13 protein-coding genes are annotated in these 14,520 nt (G+C 71.9%); 3 read left to right on the forward strand and 10 right to left on the reverse strand.

Translation table 11 applies throughout. From position 1 onward, the window contains the following. Positions 1 to 39: 39 nt before the first annotated feature. The 7 genes from ABT078_RS15480 to ABT078_RS15510 form a co-directional block, all read right to left on the reverse strand. Positions 40 to 390 (reverse strand): hypothetical protein, encoded by a 351-nt coding sequence (locus ABT078_RS15480; protein ID WP_351227801.1) that lies wholly within the window; start codon positions 388 to 390, stop codon positions 40 to 42. Between the two features lie 238 nt (positions 391 to 628). Continuing rightward, a complete protein-coding gene (locus tag ABT078_RS15485; RefSeq protein WP_351227965.1) occupies positions 629 to 2,011 on the reverse strand; it encodes a hypothetical protein in 1,383 nt (460 codons plus the stop codon). A 14-nt stretch (positions 2,012 to 2,025) separates the two neighbouring features. Further along, positions 2,026 to 3,237 carry a hypothetical protein gene (locus tag ABT078_RS15490; RefSeq protein ID WP_502981226.1) on the reverse strand — a complete coding sequence of 404 codons (1,212 nt, stop codon included), beginning with the start codon at positions 3,235 to 3,237 and terminating at the stop codon, positions 2,026 to 2,028. A 128-nt stretch (positions 3,238 to 3,365) separates the two neighbouring features. After that, on the reverse strand, positions 3,366 to 4,322 hold the full coding sequence (locus ABT078_RS15495) for a COG1470 family protein (protein ID WP_351227805.1): 957 nt from the start codon (positions 4,320 to 4,322) through the stop codon (positions 3,366 to 3,368). 13 nt (positions 4,323 to 4,335) lie between these two features. Further along, positions 4,336 to 5,004 (reverse strand): peptidase, encoded by a 669-nt coding sequence (locus ABT078_RS15500; protein ID WP_351227807.1) that lies wholly within the window; start codon positions 5,002 to 5,004, stop codon positions 4,336 to 4,338. Between the two features lie 166 nt (positions 5,005 to 5,170). After that, positions 5,171 to 5,680 carry an ATP-binding protein gene (locus tag ABT078_RS15505; RefSeq protein ID WP_351227809.1) on the reverse strand — a complete coding sequence of 170 codons (510 nt, stop codon included), beginning with the start codon at positions 5,678 to 5,680 and terminating at the stop codon, positions 5,171 to 5,173. Positions 5,681 to 5,811: 131 nt separating this feature from the next. After that, positions 5,812 to 6,180 carry an STAS domain-containing protein gene (locus tag ABT078_RS15510; protein WP_351227811.1) on the reverse strand — a complete coding sequence of 123 codons (369 nt, stop codon included), beginning with the start codon at positions 6,178 to 6,180 and terminating at the stop codon, positions 5,812 to 5,814. Between the two features lie 243 nt (positions 6,181 to 6,423). Here ABT078_RS15510 and ABT078_RS15515 point away from each other — a divergent pair, with 243 nt between their 5' ends. The 3 genes from ABT078_RS15515 to ABT078_RS15525 all read left to right on the forward strand — a co-directional run bounded on the left by ABT078_RS15515 (position 6,424) and on the right by ABT078_RS15525 (position 10,901). After that, the gene (locus ABT078_RS15515) at positions 6,424 to 7,350 is read left to right on the forward strand and encodes an RNA polymerase sigma factor SigF (RefSeq protein ID WP_351227813.1); all 927 of its coding nucleotides are present in this window, start codon (positions 6,424 to 6,426) and stop codon (positions 7,348 to 7,350) included. Positions 7,351 to 7,519: 169 nt separating this feature from the next. Then, positions 7,520 to 8,728, forward strand: a complete 1,209-nt coding sequence (locus ABT078_RS15520) for a DegT/DnrJ/EryC1/StrS family aminotransferase (protein WP_502981227.1) — start codon at positions 7,520 to 7,522, stop codon at positions 8,726 to 8,728. Then, on the forward strand, positions 8,721 to 10,901 hold the full coding sequence (locus ABT078_RS15525) for a lipopolysaccharide biosynthesis protein (RefSeq protein ID WP_351227817.1): 2,181 nt from the start codon (positions 8,721 to 8,723) through the stop codon (positions 10,899 to 10,901). The genes ABT078_RS15520 and ABT078_RS15525 overlap by 8 nt, the downstream gene beginning before the upstream one ends. Here the strand turns inward: ABT078_RS15525 and ABT078_RS15530 are convergent. The 3 genes from ABT078_RS15530 to ABT078_RS15540 form a co-directional block, all read right to left on the reverse strand. Beyond that, complete coding sequence (locus ABT078_RS15530; protein WP_351227819.1) at positions 10,876 to 12,015, reverse strand: glycoside hydrolase family 26 protein; 1,140 nt, start codon at positions 12,013 to 12,015, stop codon at positions 10,876 to 10,878. The two genes, ABT078_RS15525 and ABT078_RS15530, sit on opposite strands and share 26 nt — an antisense overlap. Then, positions 12,012 to 12,419: a hypothetical protein gene (locus tag ABT078_RS15535; RefSeq protein ID WP_351227821.1), complete on the reverse strand. Its 408-nt coding sequence runs from the start codon at positions 12,417 to 12,419 to the stop codon at positions 12,012 to 12,014. The genes ABT078_RS15530 and ABT078_RS15535 overlap by 4 nt, the downstream gene beginning before the upstream one ends. 159 nt (positions 12,420 to 12,578) lie before the next feature. Beyond that, positions 12,579 to 14,468, reverse strand: a complete 1,890-nt coding sequence (locus tag ABT078_RS15540) for a hypothetical protein (protein WP_351227823.1) — start codon at positions 14,466 to 14,468, stop codon at positions 12,579 to 12,581. Positions 14,469 to 14,520 lie beyond the last annotated feature (52 nt).

The following is a 14,520-nucleotide window of genomic DNA, read 5'->3' on the forward strand; positions in this document are numbered from 1 at the left end:
GCACGCATTGTGTGCCGGGCCAGTCCCGTTCTCATGGCGTCATCGCGTCTGGACGCTGAAGCCCCGCAGGAAGTTCTTCGTGCCGCAGCGCACCGTGGACTTCTTGCCCGGACCGACCCACGGACCGTAAAGGGTGTGCGTCACCACCTGCTCCCGGGCGCCCTGCACCTGGTCGCACTTGATTTGGACGCGGTGCGTGCCGACCGCCTTCGTGCCACCGGACTTGCAGGCCGAGTAGGCCGTCGGGCGGCCGAGCTTGTCCAGCGATGCGTACGCCTTGCAGCTGTACTTGCCGACGGCCTGGGCGGGCGCAGCCACGAACAGCCCGGTTCCGCCTGCACCCATGACCACGGCGAGCGTCCCCACTGCGAATTTCTTCCCCCAACGCATGTGCGTTCCTTTCTGTGCACCGGGCGCCCCGACGGCCATGAGCACGCCGTCTACCTGCGACATCCGGCAGTTGGTCGATTCCACCCTTCACTCGGGTGAACACCCAGACCGTAGCGGGGCAGTTGATCATCGAGCAAAACGGCCCCAGGCGGAGGGGGGAAGTTCTGAGCGAGATTTGAGTGTTCAGGCCCGGGCCCGGAACTCCTGCCCCCGTCCGGGAGGGGCAGGAGTACGCGCGCTACCGATTACCCCGCAGCCTGCGCCACGGCGTGAACGTGAAGACCGCGCCGCCCAGCAGAATCACCGTGCCCGCCGCGAGGGCGAGGGCGTGGAGGGCTTCGCCGTCCTCCGCGCCGGTGTCGGCGAGCCCGCCGCCCGAGGCGTCGCCGCCACCCGCCGAACCGGAGGCGGAGCCGCCCGCTGCGCCGCCCGGCTGGGCCGAGGTGTCGAGCTCCAGCGAGACCTCGACGTCGGCGGGCGGAGTACAGGTCGTCGTCGTACCGAGAGCCATGACCGTGAGGACACCCGGGCTGAGCGTCGACTTTCCGCTGGCCCCCGGCTTGTACGTACCCGTCAGATCGGGGATCTCGATCGGGTCGCCGGCCTTGATGGGCTCCTGGTTCGTGGGGCCTTCGACGTGGACGAAGCCCGTGTCGGCGCCGCCGAGCTTGACCTCCATGGAGGGCTTGACGGAGTCGGCCGGGATGTCGGCCGGGCTGTCCATGACCGACTTGGAGAACTTCACGGTGAGGTCGAAGTCCCCGCCGTTCTTCTTGGCGTTGATCTTGACCGGGGAGACCGCGTTCTTGTCGCCGATCGGGGTCTTGCAGGAGTAGGCGACCTGAACCTCCTTGCCCTCGAAGTCGGTCTGGCCGCCACCGCCGCCGGTGCTCCCGCCCGACGTGCTGCCCCCGGACGTGGTGCCGCCCGAGGTCGTACCGCCGGAGTCGCTGCCGCCCGAGGTGCCGCCACCCGTGATCAGGCCGCCCGTGGTGGGCAGACCACCCGTCGTACCGCCCGTTGTGGGGAGACCGCCCGTCGTACCGCCGGTCGTCGGCAGACCGCCGGTCGTGCCGCCCGTCGTGCCGCCCCCGCCCTGCGTCACCTTGATCGTCGCAGCCGGCTGCACCGTCTCCTTCGGCGAGCACTTCGTGTCCGTCGAGATCGGCTTGGAGACGTTGATGTTGTACTTGTCCGGCGTCAGCGTGATCTCACCCGGTGCCGTCAGTGTCAGCTTGCCCTTCATGTCGGGCAGCACCATCGGGCTGTTCTTGGGGATCGGCGGGTTCTGCCGCGGGCCCTCCACCGCCAGGTCGGCGGTCTGTGCCCCGGTGACCTTGACCGTGCCGGTCGGCTTGACCGTGTCCTTCTCCAGGTCGAGCACGTCGGGGTTCTTGGACGCGGCCTCGACGGTCTTCCAGACGACCTCGATCTCGTCGCCGACCTTCGCCTCGGCGGGAGCGGTGATCTGGACCTTGGTGGTGCCCTGGACGGGCGGCAGGCCGGAGATCGCCGGGGGAATGCACTCCGTCTTGTACGACACCTCGGCGGCGTGGGCCGGTCCCGCGGTCAGCAGGATCCCCGCGCCGCAGAGCATCAGCGCGACCCCCGCCGCGCTCATCCTCCGTTGCGTGCTCACGTGTGTCCCTTCGTTGTGGGTCGGTTCTCTGACGGTGCGGAGTCCGGGGTGAACCACGGCAGTGCGACCGTGGCGGTGGGTACGGGCCGGTCGGCGCCCCTGGCCGGTGCGTGGGCCGGAGTGCCGACCGGCGCGTTCCGGTGGCGGCCGCCACCGCCGCGGTGCGGCCGTACGCGGTCCACGACCGCCATGCCGATCCGGAACAGCGCGGCCGGTACGACGACGGCCAGCAGCAGCCAGAAGAGCGTCACGCCCCACGGCCGGCCGACCCCCCAGGGCTGCTCGGCGAGCACCTTCGAGCCGTACTTCACGGAGACCTGGTAGTCGCCGTGCGCGCCCGCCGACAGCTGGACGGGCAGCCTGACCTGGGCCTTCTTCCCCGGGTCGATCGTGCCGCGCCACTGTCGCTCCTCCCACTGCGGGGCGAACACGCCGTGCGCGGTGCCGACCCGGAAGACGGGGTTCTCGACCGGGGCCGAGCCGAGATTGCCGACGGTGAAGACGAGCTCGCGGCTCGGCGGGGCGCCGAACCACACGAGCAGCCCGCTCGACCCGCGCAGCTCGACGGTCGCGAGCACGGCGAGCTTTCCGCCGGCGGTGGGCTGCGGAAGCGGGGCGGTGGGATGGCCGGCCACGGTGAACGGCGCGTCCACGGTGCCCTGTTCCCCGGTGACGGTGGCCACGTGCACGACGCAGGGGCAGGGCTTGGGGGGCTCCGCGACCGGCATCTTCTTGCTGAAGGTGCCCTTGGCGTCGGTGGTGACGGCGCGGCCGTCGGCGTTGGCGCAGGAGTTGGTGCCGCCGATCACGCCTCGCTCGGGCGAGGACTGGCCGCAGATCAGCATCATCAGAAGGGCGCCCGGACGCCAGCCGGTGCCGGTGACGGTGATGTCGCCACCCTTGCCCGCCTGCTTCTGGGAAAGGCTGACGGCCGGTTTGCCCTCGGCGGCGTGGGCGGCGGGGACGGCTGCCGCGAGGGCGAGGGCGGTGGCGAGGAGCGCGGTGAGGAGCACCGCGAGTGCGTGGCGCGCGGGTGCGGGGGGCGCGGGTGCGTGGCGCGCGGGTGCGGGGGGCCGTGGCGCCCGCGGGGTGCCCTCTCCCCGCCCCGTCCCCTCCCGAACGGGGGGCGAGCCCCCAGACCCCCGGGCTGCGCCCGGAACCGTCGGGTGGACCCGCGTGTCCGTCCTCGAACGCCGGACGGGCTCCATGAGGGCGGGGCCCCGTATCGAGGTCCGGGGCGAAGCCCCGGTCCGGGAAGGGGCGCGGAGGGGAAGTGCCCGCCGCAGGCGGGACCACGCCCGGGCGGGCCGGACGGGCTGGGTACGCGTACCGCCGTTCACGGTTGGACTCCCGCCTCTGCCAGGTGCCGTTCGGTGTCGGTCTGTTCAAGGGCCTCGTCCTCGCGGCGGCGCCCGCGCCACAGCGCCACCGCCCCGGCCGCCGCCCCGAGGGCGAGCGCGCCGCCCGTCACCGCAGCCCAGGGGACGTACACCGCGGAGGCCGTGGCCTCGCCGTGGGCGCCGCCCGATGCGGTGACCCGGAGGGTGATGTCGACGGAGTCGAGGACGGGGTGATCGGGCCAGGGCTCGGTCAGTTCGACCCGCCGGCCGGGGAGGAGCTCGAGCGGCAGCGGGCGGGCCGGGCGTGCCAGAAGTTCGCCGGTGAAGCCCTCGGCGCGGAGGGCGAGGCGTGGGGCGAGGACCGTGTTGCCCCGGTTGACCAGGGCGTAGTGGATCCGCTTACCCTCCACGCGGACGTCCTCGACGGTGAGCGCGGCGAGCGTGGGGCCGCTGACGCGGAGATGGAGGCGTACGCCCACCTCGCGGCCGCCGGCCGTCGCGACGATCGCGGCGGGGTGGTCGCCTGGCGTCGCGGACGCCGGAACGGTGACGGCGAAGGGCACGTCGGCGCGGGTGCGCGGCGGCACGGTCACCCGCTCCGAGGCGAGGGCGATCCAACTACCCGTGCCCGCACGGGAGGTGCGCACCGCGAACTCGCCGTTCTTCGTGTTGTAGGCCGCGGCCCCGCGCAGTCGCACGGTCAGCGGCTCGGTGCCGCGGTTCGTCACCGACAGCCTGTCCTCCATCACCGTGCCGGGAGCGCCCTCCAGATAGACGTACGGTCTGCTGCCCGCCGCGGGCTCCGCCGTCCAGCCCGGCTCGGCGCCCGGCGCGGCGGGCGCGGGAGCGCGCACAGCTGCGGTCGCGGGTGCGGTCGCGGGTGCGGTCGCGGTCGCGGACACCACACTCAGCAGAGCGGCAGCGGCGGCTGCGGCGGCAACAGCAGTGATCACGGCTCCCCCGCGGTCAGCTCGCGGACCGCGCACCGCGGCGCGTCAGCCACAGCACTCCCGCCGCTCCGGAGAGCAGCACCGTGCCGCCGAGCGTGCCGAGCGCCAACGCCGAGTCGAGCGGACCGGTCTTGGGCAGCTCGCCCGAGCCCGATGCCGACTGTGCACCGCCGCCGCCCGCTGCCCGGACGTCGAGTTCGAGCGACGGCTTCGGGTTGTTCTCGGGCGTGCACGTGGTGGTCGTACCGAGCGCCTTGATGGTCAGCACCCCGGCGGTGAAGGTGACCTTGCCGGTCTTCTTCGGGGTGTACGTACCCGTCAGGTCACTGATCTTGATGGGGGTGTTGGCGGGCACCGCCTCGGGGTTCGGGGGCCCGGACACCTTCAGCGTCCCGCTGTCCGCGCCCCCGAGCTCGATCAGCGCGCTCGGGTTCATGGCGCCCTTGCCGAGCTCGACCGGGCTGGACGAGACGCCCTTCTGGAACGACATCGTGAGCTGATAGCCGGAGCCGCTCTTGACGGCCTTGATGTCGATCGGCGACACGGCACCCTTCGGCCCGATCGGCGTCTGACACTGGTAGTCCACGTCCACGACCACGGCATGGGCGACGGGGGCGGCCATCAGCACCACCGAGCCCGCCACCGCCGCTGCCAGCGTGAGAGCTGTCCGCTTCTGGTACGACACCTCGAGTTCCCCTCATGCCGGGAAGTCGCCACACGTTACTGACGACACATCAGATTGGGCGCTCAAGGTACGCCCGGGCCCTGATGGAGGGAAGACAAAGAGCACGGCGGATCGCCGTGCTCCACAACAGCTTCAAATACGGGTTCGAACCGCGGCGTTCCGGCCGCTACGAGGGGGCAGCCAGCTCCGCCCACACCGTCTTGCCGGGCAGCCCGGGGGTACGCAGCACGCCCCAGTCCAGACAGAGTCGCTGGACGATGAACATCCCATGCCCACCGGGCCGGCCCGCCCGGTGGGGGGTGCGCGGCGCAGGCTGGCCGGTGCCGCGGTCGGAGACCTCCAGGCGCAGCACCTTGGTGTCGCTGGAGACCCGCAGCTCCTCGGGGCCCTCCGCATGCAGGCAGGCATTGGTGACCAGCTCCGACACGACGAGCAGGACGTCCTCGGCGGCGGCTCTGCGGTCGGCGGACGCGGCAGGCAGCCAGCCCCAGTCGTACAGGGCCTGCCGGGTGAAGTCGCGCGCGAGCGGAACGATGCCGCTGGCGCTGCCCAGAGAGAGGGCACGCACACCGTCGACGGGACCGGAGGCCATGGCCTCGACGGCGGACGGCTCCGGGCCCGCGCAGTCCGGCTCGGGGCCGCGGTCGCCCGGCGGATGCTGCCGGGTGGTGCTCATCAGCGCTTCACCTCACCGATTCACCGGTTCGCGATGGTTTTGGTACGCAGAGTGCAGGAACCTGCACAGTCCGCGGGGTTCTTCTGCCCGGCCGCATCGAGACGACACCCGTCATCCGGCCCGGGCGGTGATCAGTCGGTCAGTGCCGCTCCGAGCGAGTCATGGACGCTGAAGACCGCCTCGGCACCGGTGATCTCGAAGACCCTGGCCACCACGGGCAGCATCCCGGCCAGATGCACGCCTCCCCCGGCCGCCTCGGCCCTGAGCCGGGCCCCGAGAAGCACATTGAGTCCGGTGGAGTCGCAGAACTCGAGGTGTGAGCAGTCCACCACCAAGCGTGTGCGGCCCTGATCCAGCGCCTCATCGAGTGGCGCACGCAACAAGTCGGCCGTGTGGTGATCGAGCTCACCCGACGGCGTCACGATCTCACTGTGACCCTCGGTGCGAACTTCGACCTGAAGCCGGCCCCGATTCGCGCTACCGACCGTCCCGCGGTCCATGAACGTCCTCTTCGCCGATGCCGTTGACGTTCGCAGAACATTACGCCTTCTCTACACCCCATCGGTAGTCGAACTCCCCCAAAAATCAGGCATATGGGACATTTGACACTTGCAACCTTCGGTCAGAAGCGGGTAGGCCTAGTAGGGACACCACCAAGACGGCCGGCTTTGGAGGCGACGCCGCACACCGCAGCGACACGTACGGCACCGGCAGCCTTATGCCGACAACGATGGAGGACACCCATGTCACCCCGGCTCGACGAAACGCGTACCCCCCACGCGCCGTCGAAACGCCCGAAGCGCCAGTTCGAAGAACCCACCGCGCTCGCGCACAGCGAGCAGTACACGCACGCCGAACACCTCGAAGATCTCGAACTCCCCGCGATCCCGCCCTTCGACGAAGTCGGACCGGTCGACGCGCGGGCCCTGTCGAAGACGCTCTTCGCCCGCCTCGACGCCCTCGAGGAAGGCACCCACGAGTACGCGTACGTCCGCAACACCCTCGTCGAACTCAACCTGGCCCTCGTCAAGTTCGCCGCTTCGCGGTTCCGCTCACGCAGCGAGCCGATGGAGGACATCATCCAGGTCGGCACGATCGGCCTCATCAAGGCGATCGACCGCTTCGAGCTCAGCCGGGGCGTCGAGTTCCCGACCTTCGCGATGCCGACCATAGTCGGCGAGATCAAGCGCTTCTTCCGCGACACCTCGTGGTCCGTGCGCGTCCCACGGCGGCTGCAGGAGCTCCGCCTCGACCTTGCGAAGGCCGGTGACGAACTGGCCCAGCAGCTCGACCGGGCACCCACCGTCGGGGAGCTCGCCGAGCAGCTCGGCATCAGCAACGACGAGGTCGTCGAGGGCATGGCGGCGAGCAACGCGTACACCGCGAGTTCGCTGGACGCCCAGCCGGAGGAGGACGAGACCGAGGGCGCCCTCGCGGACCGCATCGGCTACGAGGACCACGGCCTCGAGGGCATCGAGTACATCGAGTCCCTCAAGCCGCTCATCGCCTCGCTGCCGTCGCGCGACCGCAAGATCCTGTCCCTCCGCTTCGTCGCGGGCATGACCCAGTCGGAGATCGGGGACGAACTCGGCATCTCTCAGATGCATGTGTCGCGATTGCTCTCCCGCACGCTGAGGAGACTGCGAAAGGGCCTCACGATCGAGGAGTGACTCCCGCGGTCCGCCGTCCCCGGCTCCCCCGCGCGAAGCCACGCGAAGGGTCCATTCCGTCAAGGGATGGGCCCTTCCGCCTTATTGACGGTGCGGTCCGGTATGGGCCACATTGAGCCGGGGGCTCTGGGGGGACGGTGTGGCTATGGGGGAGGCGCTGGAAGCGCGGATGCGCGACCGCCTCGGCAGGGAATGTCTGTACGTGCCGTCGTGCCGTCTCGGGCTGTATGTGGCGCTGCGCCACTCGTGCCGGCCCGGCGGACGAATACTGATGTCGCCGGTCAACGACGACGTCATCTTCTTCGTGGTGCTCGCCGCCGGGCTCCGGCCCGTCCAGGCACCACTCGATCCGCGGGACGGGTCCGTCGATGTGGCGGCCGTGCCCGACTCCGTGTGGCACGGCCTGTCCGCGGTCCTCACGACGAATCTGTACGGCAATCCCGACCCGGCGCCCGAACTGCGCGCCCGCTGCGACGCGCTGGGCATCCCGCTGCTGGAGGACGCGGCGCACGCGATCGGATCACGGGTGGGCGGGCGGCCGGTCGGTGCGTACGGCGACGCGTCGGTCTTCAGCCTCTCCAAGCACACGGCGGCGAAGACCGGTGGCTTTGTGACCGTCGTCGACCCGGCGCTGCGGGAGTCGCTGAAGGAGGCGCGCGACGACCTGCTCGTACCGTCCCGTCTCTTGTCCGAACTTGCCTATGCCTTAAGGCCGTACGCGGAGGCAGGCGTGCGCGGGCTGCGCCTCGTGCGGGCGGCGCGGGCGCTGATGCGGCTGCTCGGGATGGAGGAGCGCGAGGAGATCCGGATGCCGCTGCGCGGGGGAGAACTGAAACAGGCGGTGGCGGAGGCGCCCGCGCTCGCTCCGTTCCACTCCTGGATACGCGTCGACATGCACGACTACCGGATCGCGGCAGGACCCGCCCGGCACCGGCGCACCGCCCGGCTGCTGGACCGGCTCGACGAGCGTCTCGCCGCGCATCTCGCCGGTACGGAAAGGCTGTTGGCGAGCCCTTGGGGAGCACCCGGGCCCGGATCCGGACCCGTCCAGCCGCTGTTCCGCGTTCCACTCCTCGTCGAGGACCGCGACGCCGCGATCGCCGCACTCGCCCGTCGGCGCATCACCACGGGCTATCTGTACGACCCGCCGCTCGACGACTACGCGTCCGAGCTCTTCACGGATGTCTCCCCCTCCCCCGGAGCGGCCCGCTGGTTCGCCCGTCACGCGCTGCCCGCCGACCCGCTCGCGGCGGACCGGATCCTCGCGGTGCTGCGGGAGTCCGGGGCGCGGCCGGCAGAGGTCCCGGCAGCCTTCGGCGCCGGGCCCGCGCATCCCGAGCGCCGGGCCGAGGGCCCGGAGGGCGCGAGCGGTGGCTGAGACGACGCGAGTCCGCCAGGCCACCGGTGCCGTCGACAGCGGCGGGGCGCCCCTCCACAGTGAGACGGGCGCCGGGGCGGCCGGCGGGGACTCGATGTTCCGGAACGCCTATGCGCTGATGCTGTCGACCGGGGTGTCGGCCGCGCTGGGGCTCGGGTTCTGGCTGGTGGCCGCTCGCTACTACACCGAGGAGGCCGTCGGGCAGGGGTCGGCGGCGATCGCGGCGATGAGGCTGCTCGCGTCGATCACGGCGACGACGATGATCGGCGCGGTGGTGCGGTACGTGCCGCGGGCCGGGCGGGCGACCGGGCCACTCGTGTGGCGGGCGTACGCGGCCAGTTCGGCCGTCGTGTGCGTGGCGTGCGCGGTCTTCCTGGTCACGCTGGACCTCTGGGGGCCGTCGTACGCCCCGCTGCGCGGGCTCACCGCCGGGCTCGTCTTCACCGCCGCCTGTGTGGCCTGGGCTCTGCTGACCCTGCAGGACGGGGTGCTGACCGGGCTGCGCAAGGCGGTCTGGGTGCCCGTCGGCAACGCCGTGTTCTCGATCGGCAAGCTGCTGCTGCTCGCCGCGTTCGCCACCGCCATGCCCGTCCTCGGTGTCTTCGTCTCCTGGGCCGCGGCGATCGCCCTCTCCGTACTCCCGCTCGGCTGGCTGGTGTTCCGCCGGCTCATCCCCCGCCAGGCCGCCGCCGACCGGGACCGGGAGCCGCCGCGGCTGCGGGACATCGGGCGGTTCCTGGCCGGGGACTCGGTCGGGGCGCTGTTCTCGCTGGCGATGATCAACCTGCTGCCGGTGATGGTCGCCGTCCGCTTCGACGCCGCACACAACGGCTTCTTCTACATCGCGTACACCGTCGGCGGCACCATGGAGTTCATGGCCATCAACATGGCCTCCTCGCTCACCGCGCACGCCTCGCACAGCCCCGAGACCCTCGCCGGCGGGGTACGCGGATCGCTGCGGCGGATGGTGATCCTGCTGGTGCCCGTCGTCCTGGTCCTGGTGGTGTTCGCGCCGCACATCCTCGCCCCGTTCGGCCCGGACTACGCCGCGCACGGCACGACCGTCCTTCGGCTGCTGGCCGCGGCGGCGCTGCCCCGCGTCGTCGTCGAGCTGTACATCGGGGTGCTGCGCGTCCAGGGGCGCACGGGTGTGCTCGCCGTGCTCCAGGGCGCGATGTGCACGCTGGTGCTGGGCAGCGCCGCGGTGCTGCTCGGGCCTGTCGGGATCTCCGGGGCGGGGCTCGCGATGGCGCTGTCGATGACGGTGATGGCCGCCGTGTCCGCGCCGGGGATCCGGGCGGCGCTGGCGGGACGCGAGCCGAGGCCCTCCAGGCCGGGCAGGCTGTTCGCGCGGCGGCCGGCAGCGCCCGAATACGGCACGACCTGGGCCCGTCGGGCCGCCGAGCGGCGCGCGGCCACGGCCGCCGGGGGCGGCGGATACGACGCGGAGTGGACACGGGAGACCGTGTACCTGCGAGGCGTGCACGAGACGGCGACTCCGGCGTTCGGGATCCCCGTGCACATGGCGGAGCAGCCCCGCGACCCCGCCGGGCAGGAGTCGCGCGGTGACGAATCCTGGCCCGTGACCTGGCTGTGGCTGCTTCTCGGGCTCGCCGCAGGGCTGTTCTGGATCCCGCTGTCCCGGGCCGACGACGTCGGCGCCGAGCGGCTGTCCGGCACCGAACTGCTCCACGCGCTGCCCCCGGTCACCGTCACCGCGGGCATCCTGCTGATCGTCGTCCACTGCGCCGCCGTGTCGCTGCACCGGCTGCGGCCCGTGCTGCTCACCGCCGGTCTGCTGACCACCTTCGCCGCGCTCCACAGTGCGCCGCCGCTGCTCGGCATCAGCCCCGAGCCGGCCGGCGGGGCCTGGCCCGGGGCGCTCGCGGACCTGCTCGCGGACGTGGCCGGGCTGGACGGCGCGAAGGGCGTCCTGGCCGTCCTGCCCGCCGTGCTCCAGCTCCTCTGCCTGGCGCTCGCCGCCGTGTCGATGCACGCCGTCGGTGCACCGGAACGGCTCACGGCGGGCGCCGTGTGGGTGCTGGCGGTGGCGGGCTGGGCGGCGCAGGACGCCGTGGCGAGGGCCGCGCTGCCGGTGTTCACCGGCGCCCTCGCGACGGCTGTCGCGTCGCTGGCGTACCGGCGCCTCAGCGGGTCGGGACGGGCTGCTTGAAGTAGGGGTCCCGGCCCGCCTCGCGGTAACCCTCGAGACCTGGCCCGTCGTTGACGGTGAGGTCGCAGCCCACGCCCGGCACCGGTCGGTTCCAGTGCACCAGCGCCCGTACGCGCGGCAGGGTGGGGACGACCTCGGGGATGCGGGCGTACCAGTCGCGCTGGCGCCGCGGCTGCGTCGGATCGGGGGCGGTGGCGAACTCGGCGAGCATGATGGGCTTCCGGTCCGAGATGTTCGCGCGCAGCCAGTCGTACGAAGGCCGCTGGCTGCGGTCGAAGTCGAGCCAGTTCGGCGACTTGTGGCAGAGGTAGTAGTTGTACTGGTCCATGCCGATCCAGTCGACGTACTCGCCCCCCGGATAGAGCTGCTTCATCTGCTCCGCGTGACCGAGATAGCCGGAGACCGTCCACACCCACACCACATTGTCGACGCCCAGCTCCGCGAACCGGTCGTGGATGTGACGGTAGGCGGCGACGAACTCCTCGGGGGTGCCCGCGCCCTCCTTGATGCGGAAGTCGGTCTCCTGGTCGAAGGAGACGAAGATCCGCTTGCCGTACGCCTTGAGACGGCGGGCCTGCGGATCGATGATGTCGCGGTCGTACTTCCCGGACGCGATGTTCTTCCAGCCGAGCTGGGTCTCGGTCCAGCCCGCGTGGTGCGGCTCGGTCCACACCGTGGACTCCCAGGCCAGCATCAGCAGCCGGTCGCGGCCGAGCTCCTGCTCGTCGGCGGTGAGGAGCTCGCCGTCGAGCGGGCTGTTCGACATGTCGTGGTAGTTGTAGACGAGATCGAGCTTGCGGCCGATCTTCTTCTCGAACGCGTACACGGCCTCGGTGAGGGAGCCGCTCCGTGCGTACGGAACATACGCACCCCACCAGGCCCCGCAGCGCGGCTCCAGCTTCCCGGTGGGGGCGCAGGACCCGTCGGGTAACGCCCCCGACGCCGCGTTGCCGGGCAGTCCATGACCGCCCGAAGGCCCGGCATCGTCCTCCTTTCCGTCGGATGCGGCGATCCACCACACCCCGATTCCGGCGAGCAACGCCCCGACGGCCGCGAGGACGAGTGCCATGTACGTGCCCGGCCATGGTTCGACACGCGTGTGACGCCCGGTCATCGGCCCCTCCCGGGGCCGGGTTTGATGCGCTCGGCCGCCCCTCTGGTGGCCGCCGGCAGCGGCACACCGGGCAGCGCTGCGGCCACCGTCGCGAACGCCGCCAGCGCCACCAGGCAGGCGGTCGAGGAGAACGCGTCCACCAGGAAGAGCGAGGTGGCGGTGAGCGCCCCGAGCGACAGGCTGAGGGGTGCGGCCAGCGCCAGCGCCTCCAGCCGGGCACCCGGGCGCAGTTCGCGCGGCTGTGGATACAGCAGCGCGAGGCCCGGCCCGAGCGTGACGAACGCCAGCACCGGGATCCAGCGCAGCGGCGATCCGCCGGGGAGCGCGGTGGCGGCGAGCGCGAGCCAGCCGGAGGCGGCGAGGGCGACGCGTGCGGCTCTGGACTGTGCGGGGTTCAGTTGCATGGCGACCTCCATGTCACCGGGACCGGGCTGGACGCACGGGTACGGGCACCCGCACCGTGGGTTGTGCCACCCTCCCCCAGAGCTTCCGCCCGGGGGCTTCGCCCGGGAGGCGCTCCCCAGGCGGTGCCGGCGGGCCTGCGGAACGCATGCCCACAGCCGCTAGTCGTCGACATACCGCAGGACCAGCCCGTGCTCGCTCTCCTCCACCACGCGGAAGAGCGGGGACGCCTTCAGGTCGGCCTTCAGCGTGGCGAAGCCGTCCGGGGGCAGATAACCCTCGCCGGTGACCGCCTTCTCCTGGGTCGGGGTGAGGATCACGTACGCGACGCGGCCCTCGGGGATCCCGCGGGCCAGATGGCCCGCCGGGTCCCGGAGCATCCTCAGGTTCTCCGGCACGTCCTGCTCGGTGAAGAACCAGCGCTCGTAGTGGTCGTAGCGGTAGTACGCGCCCGGGAACGAGCCCGTCGTCGCGAGGATCAGCGCCCCGTCCGGGGCCCGGTCGAACGCCTGCCGGGTGAGTGCGATCTCGGCGGGCGGGGCGTAGTGCATGCCTTCCTTGCCGTAGTAGGACGGCAGGAAGCCGGCCAGCAGGGCGACGAGCACCGAGGGCAGGGCGACGACGGAGACCCGGCGCGCGGCCTTCAGCGTCCGCCCCGCCCCGCCGACGGCAGGGACGAGTGCGGCCGCCGCGAAGAACGCGGTCCCCGGCAGCCCGAACAGATAGACACGGAAGAGCATCTCGCCGCCGTAGTCGTTGACGGCGAACATCGGTACGGGTGCGGCCGCGGCCAGCAGCAGCGGCAGCGCGCTGCGGGTCAGCCGGCGCCGCAGCAGCACCGCCGCACCGGCGAGCACGGCGAGGGCCAGCACCATCAGGATATTGGCGGTGCCGACGAGTTCGGGGCCGGGGCCGGTCGGCTCGCCCGCGTACCCGGCACGGGAGTTGGAGAGCAGATCGCCCGCCGAGTCGCGGAGGGTGCCGAGCGTCTCCAGGAACAGCACCCGTCCCATCGTCAGGTCCCAGACCAGCATGATCACGCCGGCGACGGCGAGCAGGCCCCAGTTGCGGTAGCGGCGTGTGAGGCTCAGCGCGAAGAGCGTGGCGCACAGCATCACGGGGGTGAGCTGGTGCGAGGCGTTGATCGCGCCGATCAGCGGGACGACGATCACGACCGCGATCGCCCGCTGCCGGGTGCCGGTGGGCGGCGGCACGGCGGCCGCGGCCGGGTCGAGCACGCTGCGGTCCCGCAGCGGTCCCGCCGATCCGGGCCGGACGAAGTGCCGCACCACGACCGCGATCACGGTCAGATAGAGCAGGTAGGAGAAGCCCTGCGGGGCGAGATAGTCCTGGCCCACCCAGTTGGCCAGCTGGAAGATCCAGACGGCCGTCCACACGAGCCGCCAGTCGTCGCTGAAGGTGCGGTAGATCAGCACCAGCACCGGCAGCGTGAGCACGCCGAGCACGACGGGCGCCCAGTTGACGTACGAGGCGGCCCCCTCGACCCCGAACGCCCTCACCAGGGCCGCGTTGAGGGAGAAGAAGCCCGGCCACTGGTCGTACGCGGACATGCCGCCGGACAGCTCGGCGGTCGGGTCGACCGTGCCCTCCGTGAGGAGCCGCGCGATCACCTCGTCGTGCTTGGACGCCCAGGCGTAGCGCACCGAGTCGTACAGCACCGCGGGCGGCGCCTTGAGCGCGACGAGCATCGCGACGCAGTAGCCGACCGGCCACCAGGGTGCGGTCCCGGCGCGCCGCAGGGCGACGAGGAAGCCGGCGGTGAGGACGGCGAGCGCGACGTAGAAGGTGAGCGGGAACCGGTCCAGCAGGCCGTAGTCGCCGATGTCGCGGAAGCCGATGCGGGGCAGGGCGTGGAGCCAGAGTCCCGCGGCCACGAGCAGCGGCAGCAGACTGAAGAGGGTCTGCGGGCCGAACAAGTGGAGCCGTCTTCGGGCGGGCGGCGCGGGCGGCGCCGCCGCGGTGTCGTCGGGCTCGGTGGGAGGCAGCACACTGCTCCCGGTGACCGATGTGGGCACGCGTTGCTGCTGCACTGTGCGACTCCCCCCACGGATGTGGTCGCGACCGTCACGCCGCTGTCCCCTT

The organism is Streptomyces sp. NPDC002133 (genome assembly GCF_040296405.1).
GTDB lineage: Bacteria > Actinomycetota > Actinomycetes > Streptomycetales > Streptomycetaceae > Streptomyces.

What these genes read in the sequence shown, in the direction of transcription:
- ABT078_RS15490 (WP_502981226.1), bottom strand. Translation starts at nt 3,237, where the DNA reads ATGGAGCCCGTCCGGCGTTCGAGGACGGACACGCGGGTCCACCCGACG.
- ABT078_RS15530 (WP_351227819.1), bottom strand. Translation starts at nt 12,015, where the DNA reads ATGACCGGGCGTCACACGCGTGTCGAACCATGGCCGGGCACGTACATG.
- ABT078_RS15510 (WP_351227811.1), bottom strand. Translation starts at nt 6,180, where the DNA reads ATGGACCGCGGGACGGTCGGTAGCGCGAATCGGGGCCGGCTTCAGGTC.
- ABT078_RS15535 (WP_351227821.1), bottom strand. Translation starts at nt 12,419, where the DNA reads ATGCAACTGAACCCCGCACAGTCCAGAGCCGCACGCGTCGCCCTCGCC.
- ABT078_RS15480 (WP_351227801.1), bottom strand. Translation starts at nt 390, where the DNA reads ATGCGTTGGGGGAAGAAATTCGCAGTGGGGACGCTCGCCGTGGTCATG.
- ABT078_RS15515 (WP_351227813.1), top strand. Translation starts at nt 6,424, where the DNA reads ATGTCACCCCGGCTCGACGAAACGCGTACCCCCCACGCGCCGTCGAAA.
- ABT078_RS15505 (WP_351227809.1), bottom strand. Translation starts at nt 5,680, where the DNA reads ATGAGCACCACCCGGCAGCATCCGCCGGGCGACCGCGGCCCCGAGCCG.
- ABT078_RS15485 (WP_351227965.1), bottom strand. Translation starts at nt 2,011, where the DNA reads ATGAGCGCGGCGGGGGTCGCGCTGATGCTCTGCGGCGCGGGGATCCTG.
- ABT078_RS15520 (WP_502981227.1), top strand. Translation starts at nt 7,520, where the DNA reads ATGCGCGACCGCCTCGGCAGGGAATGTCTGTACGTGCCGTCGTGCCGT.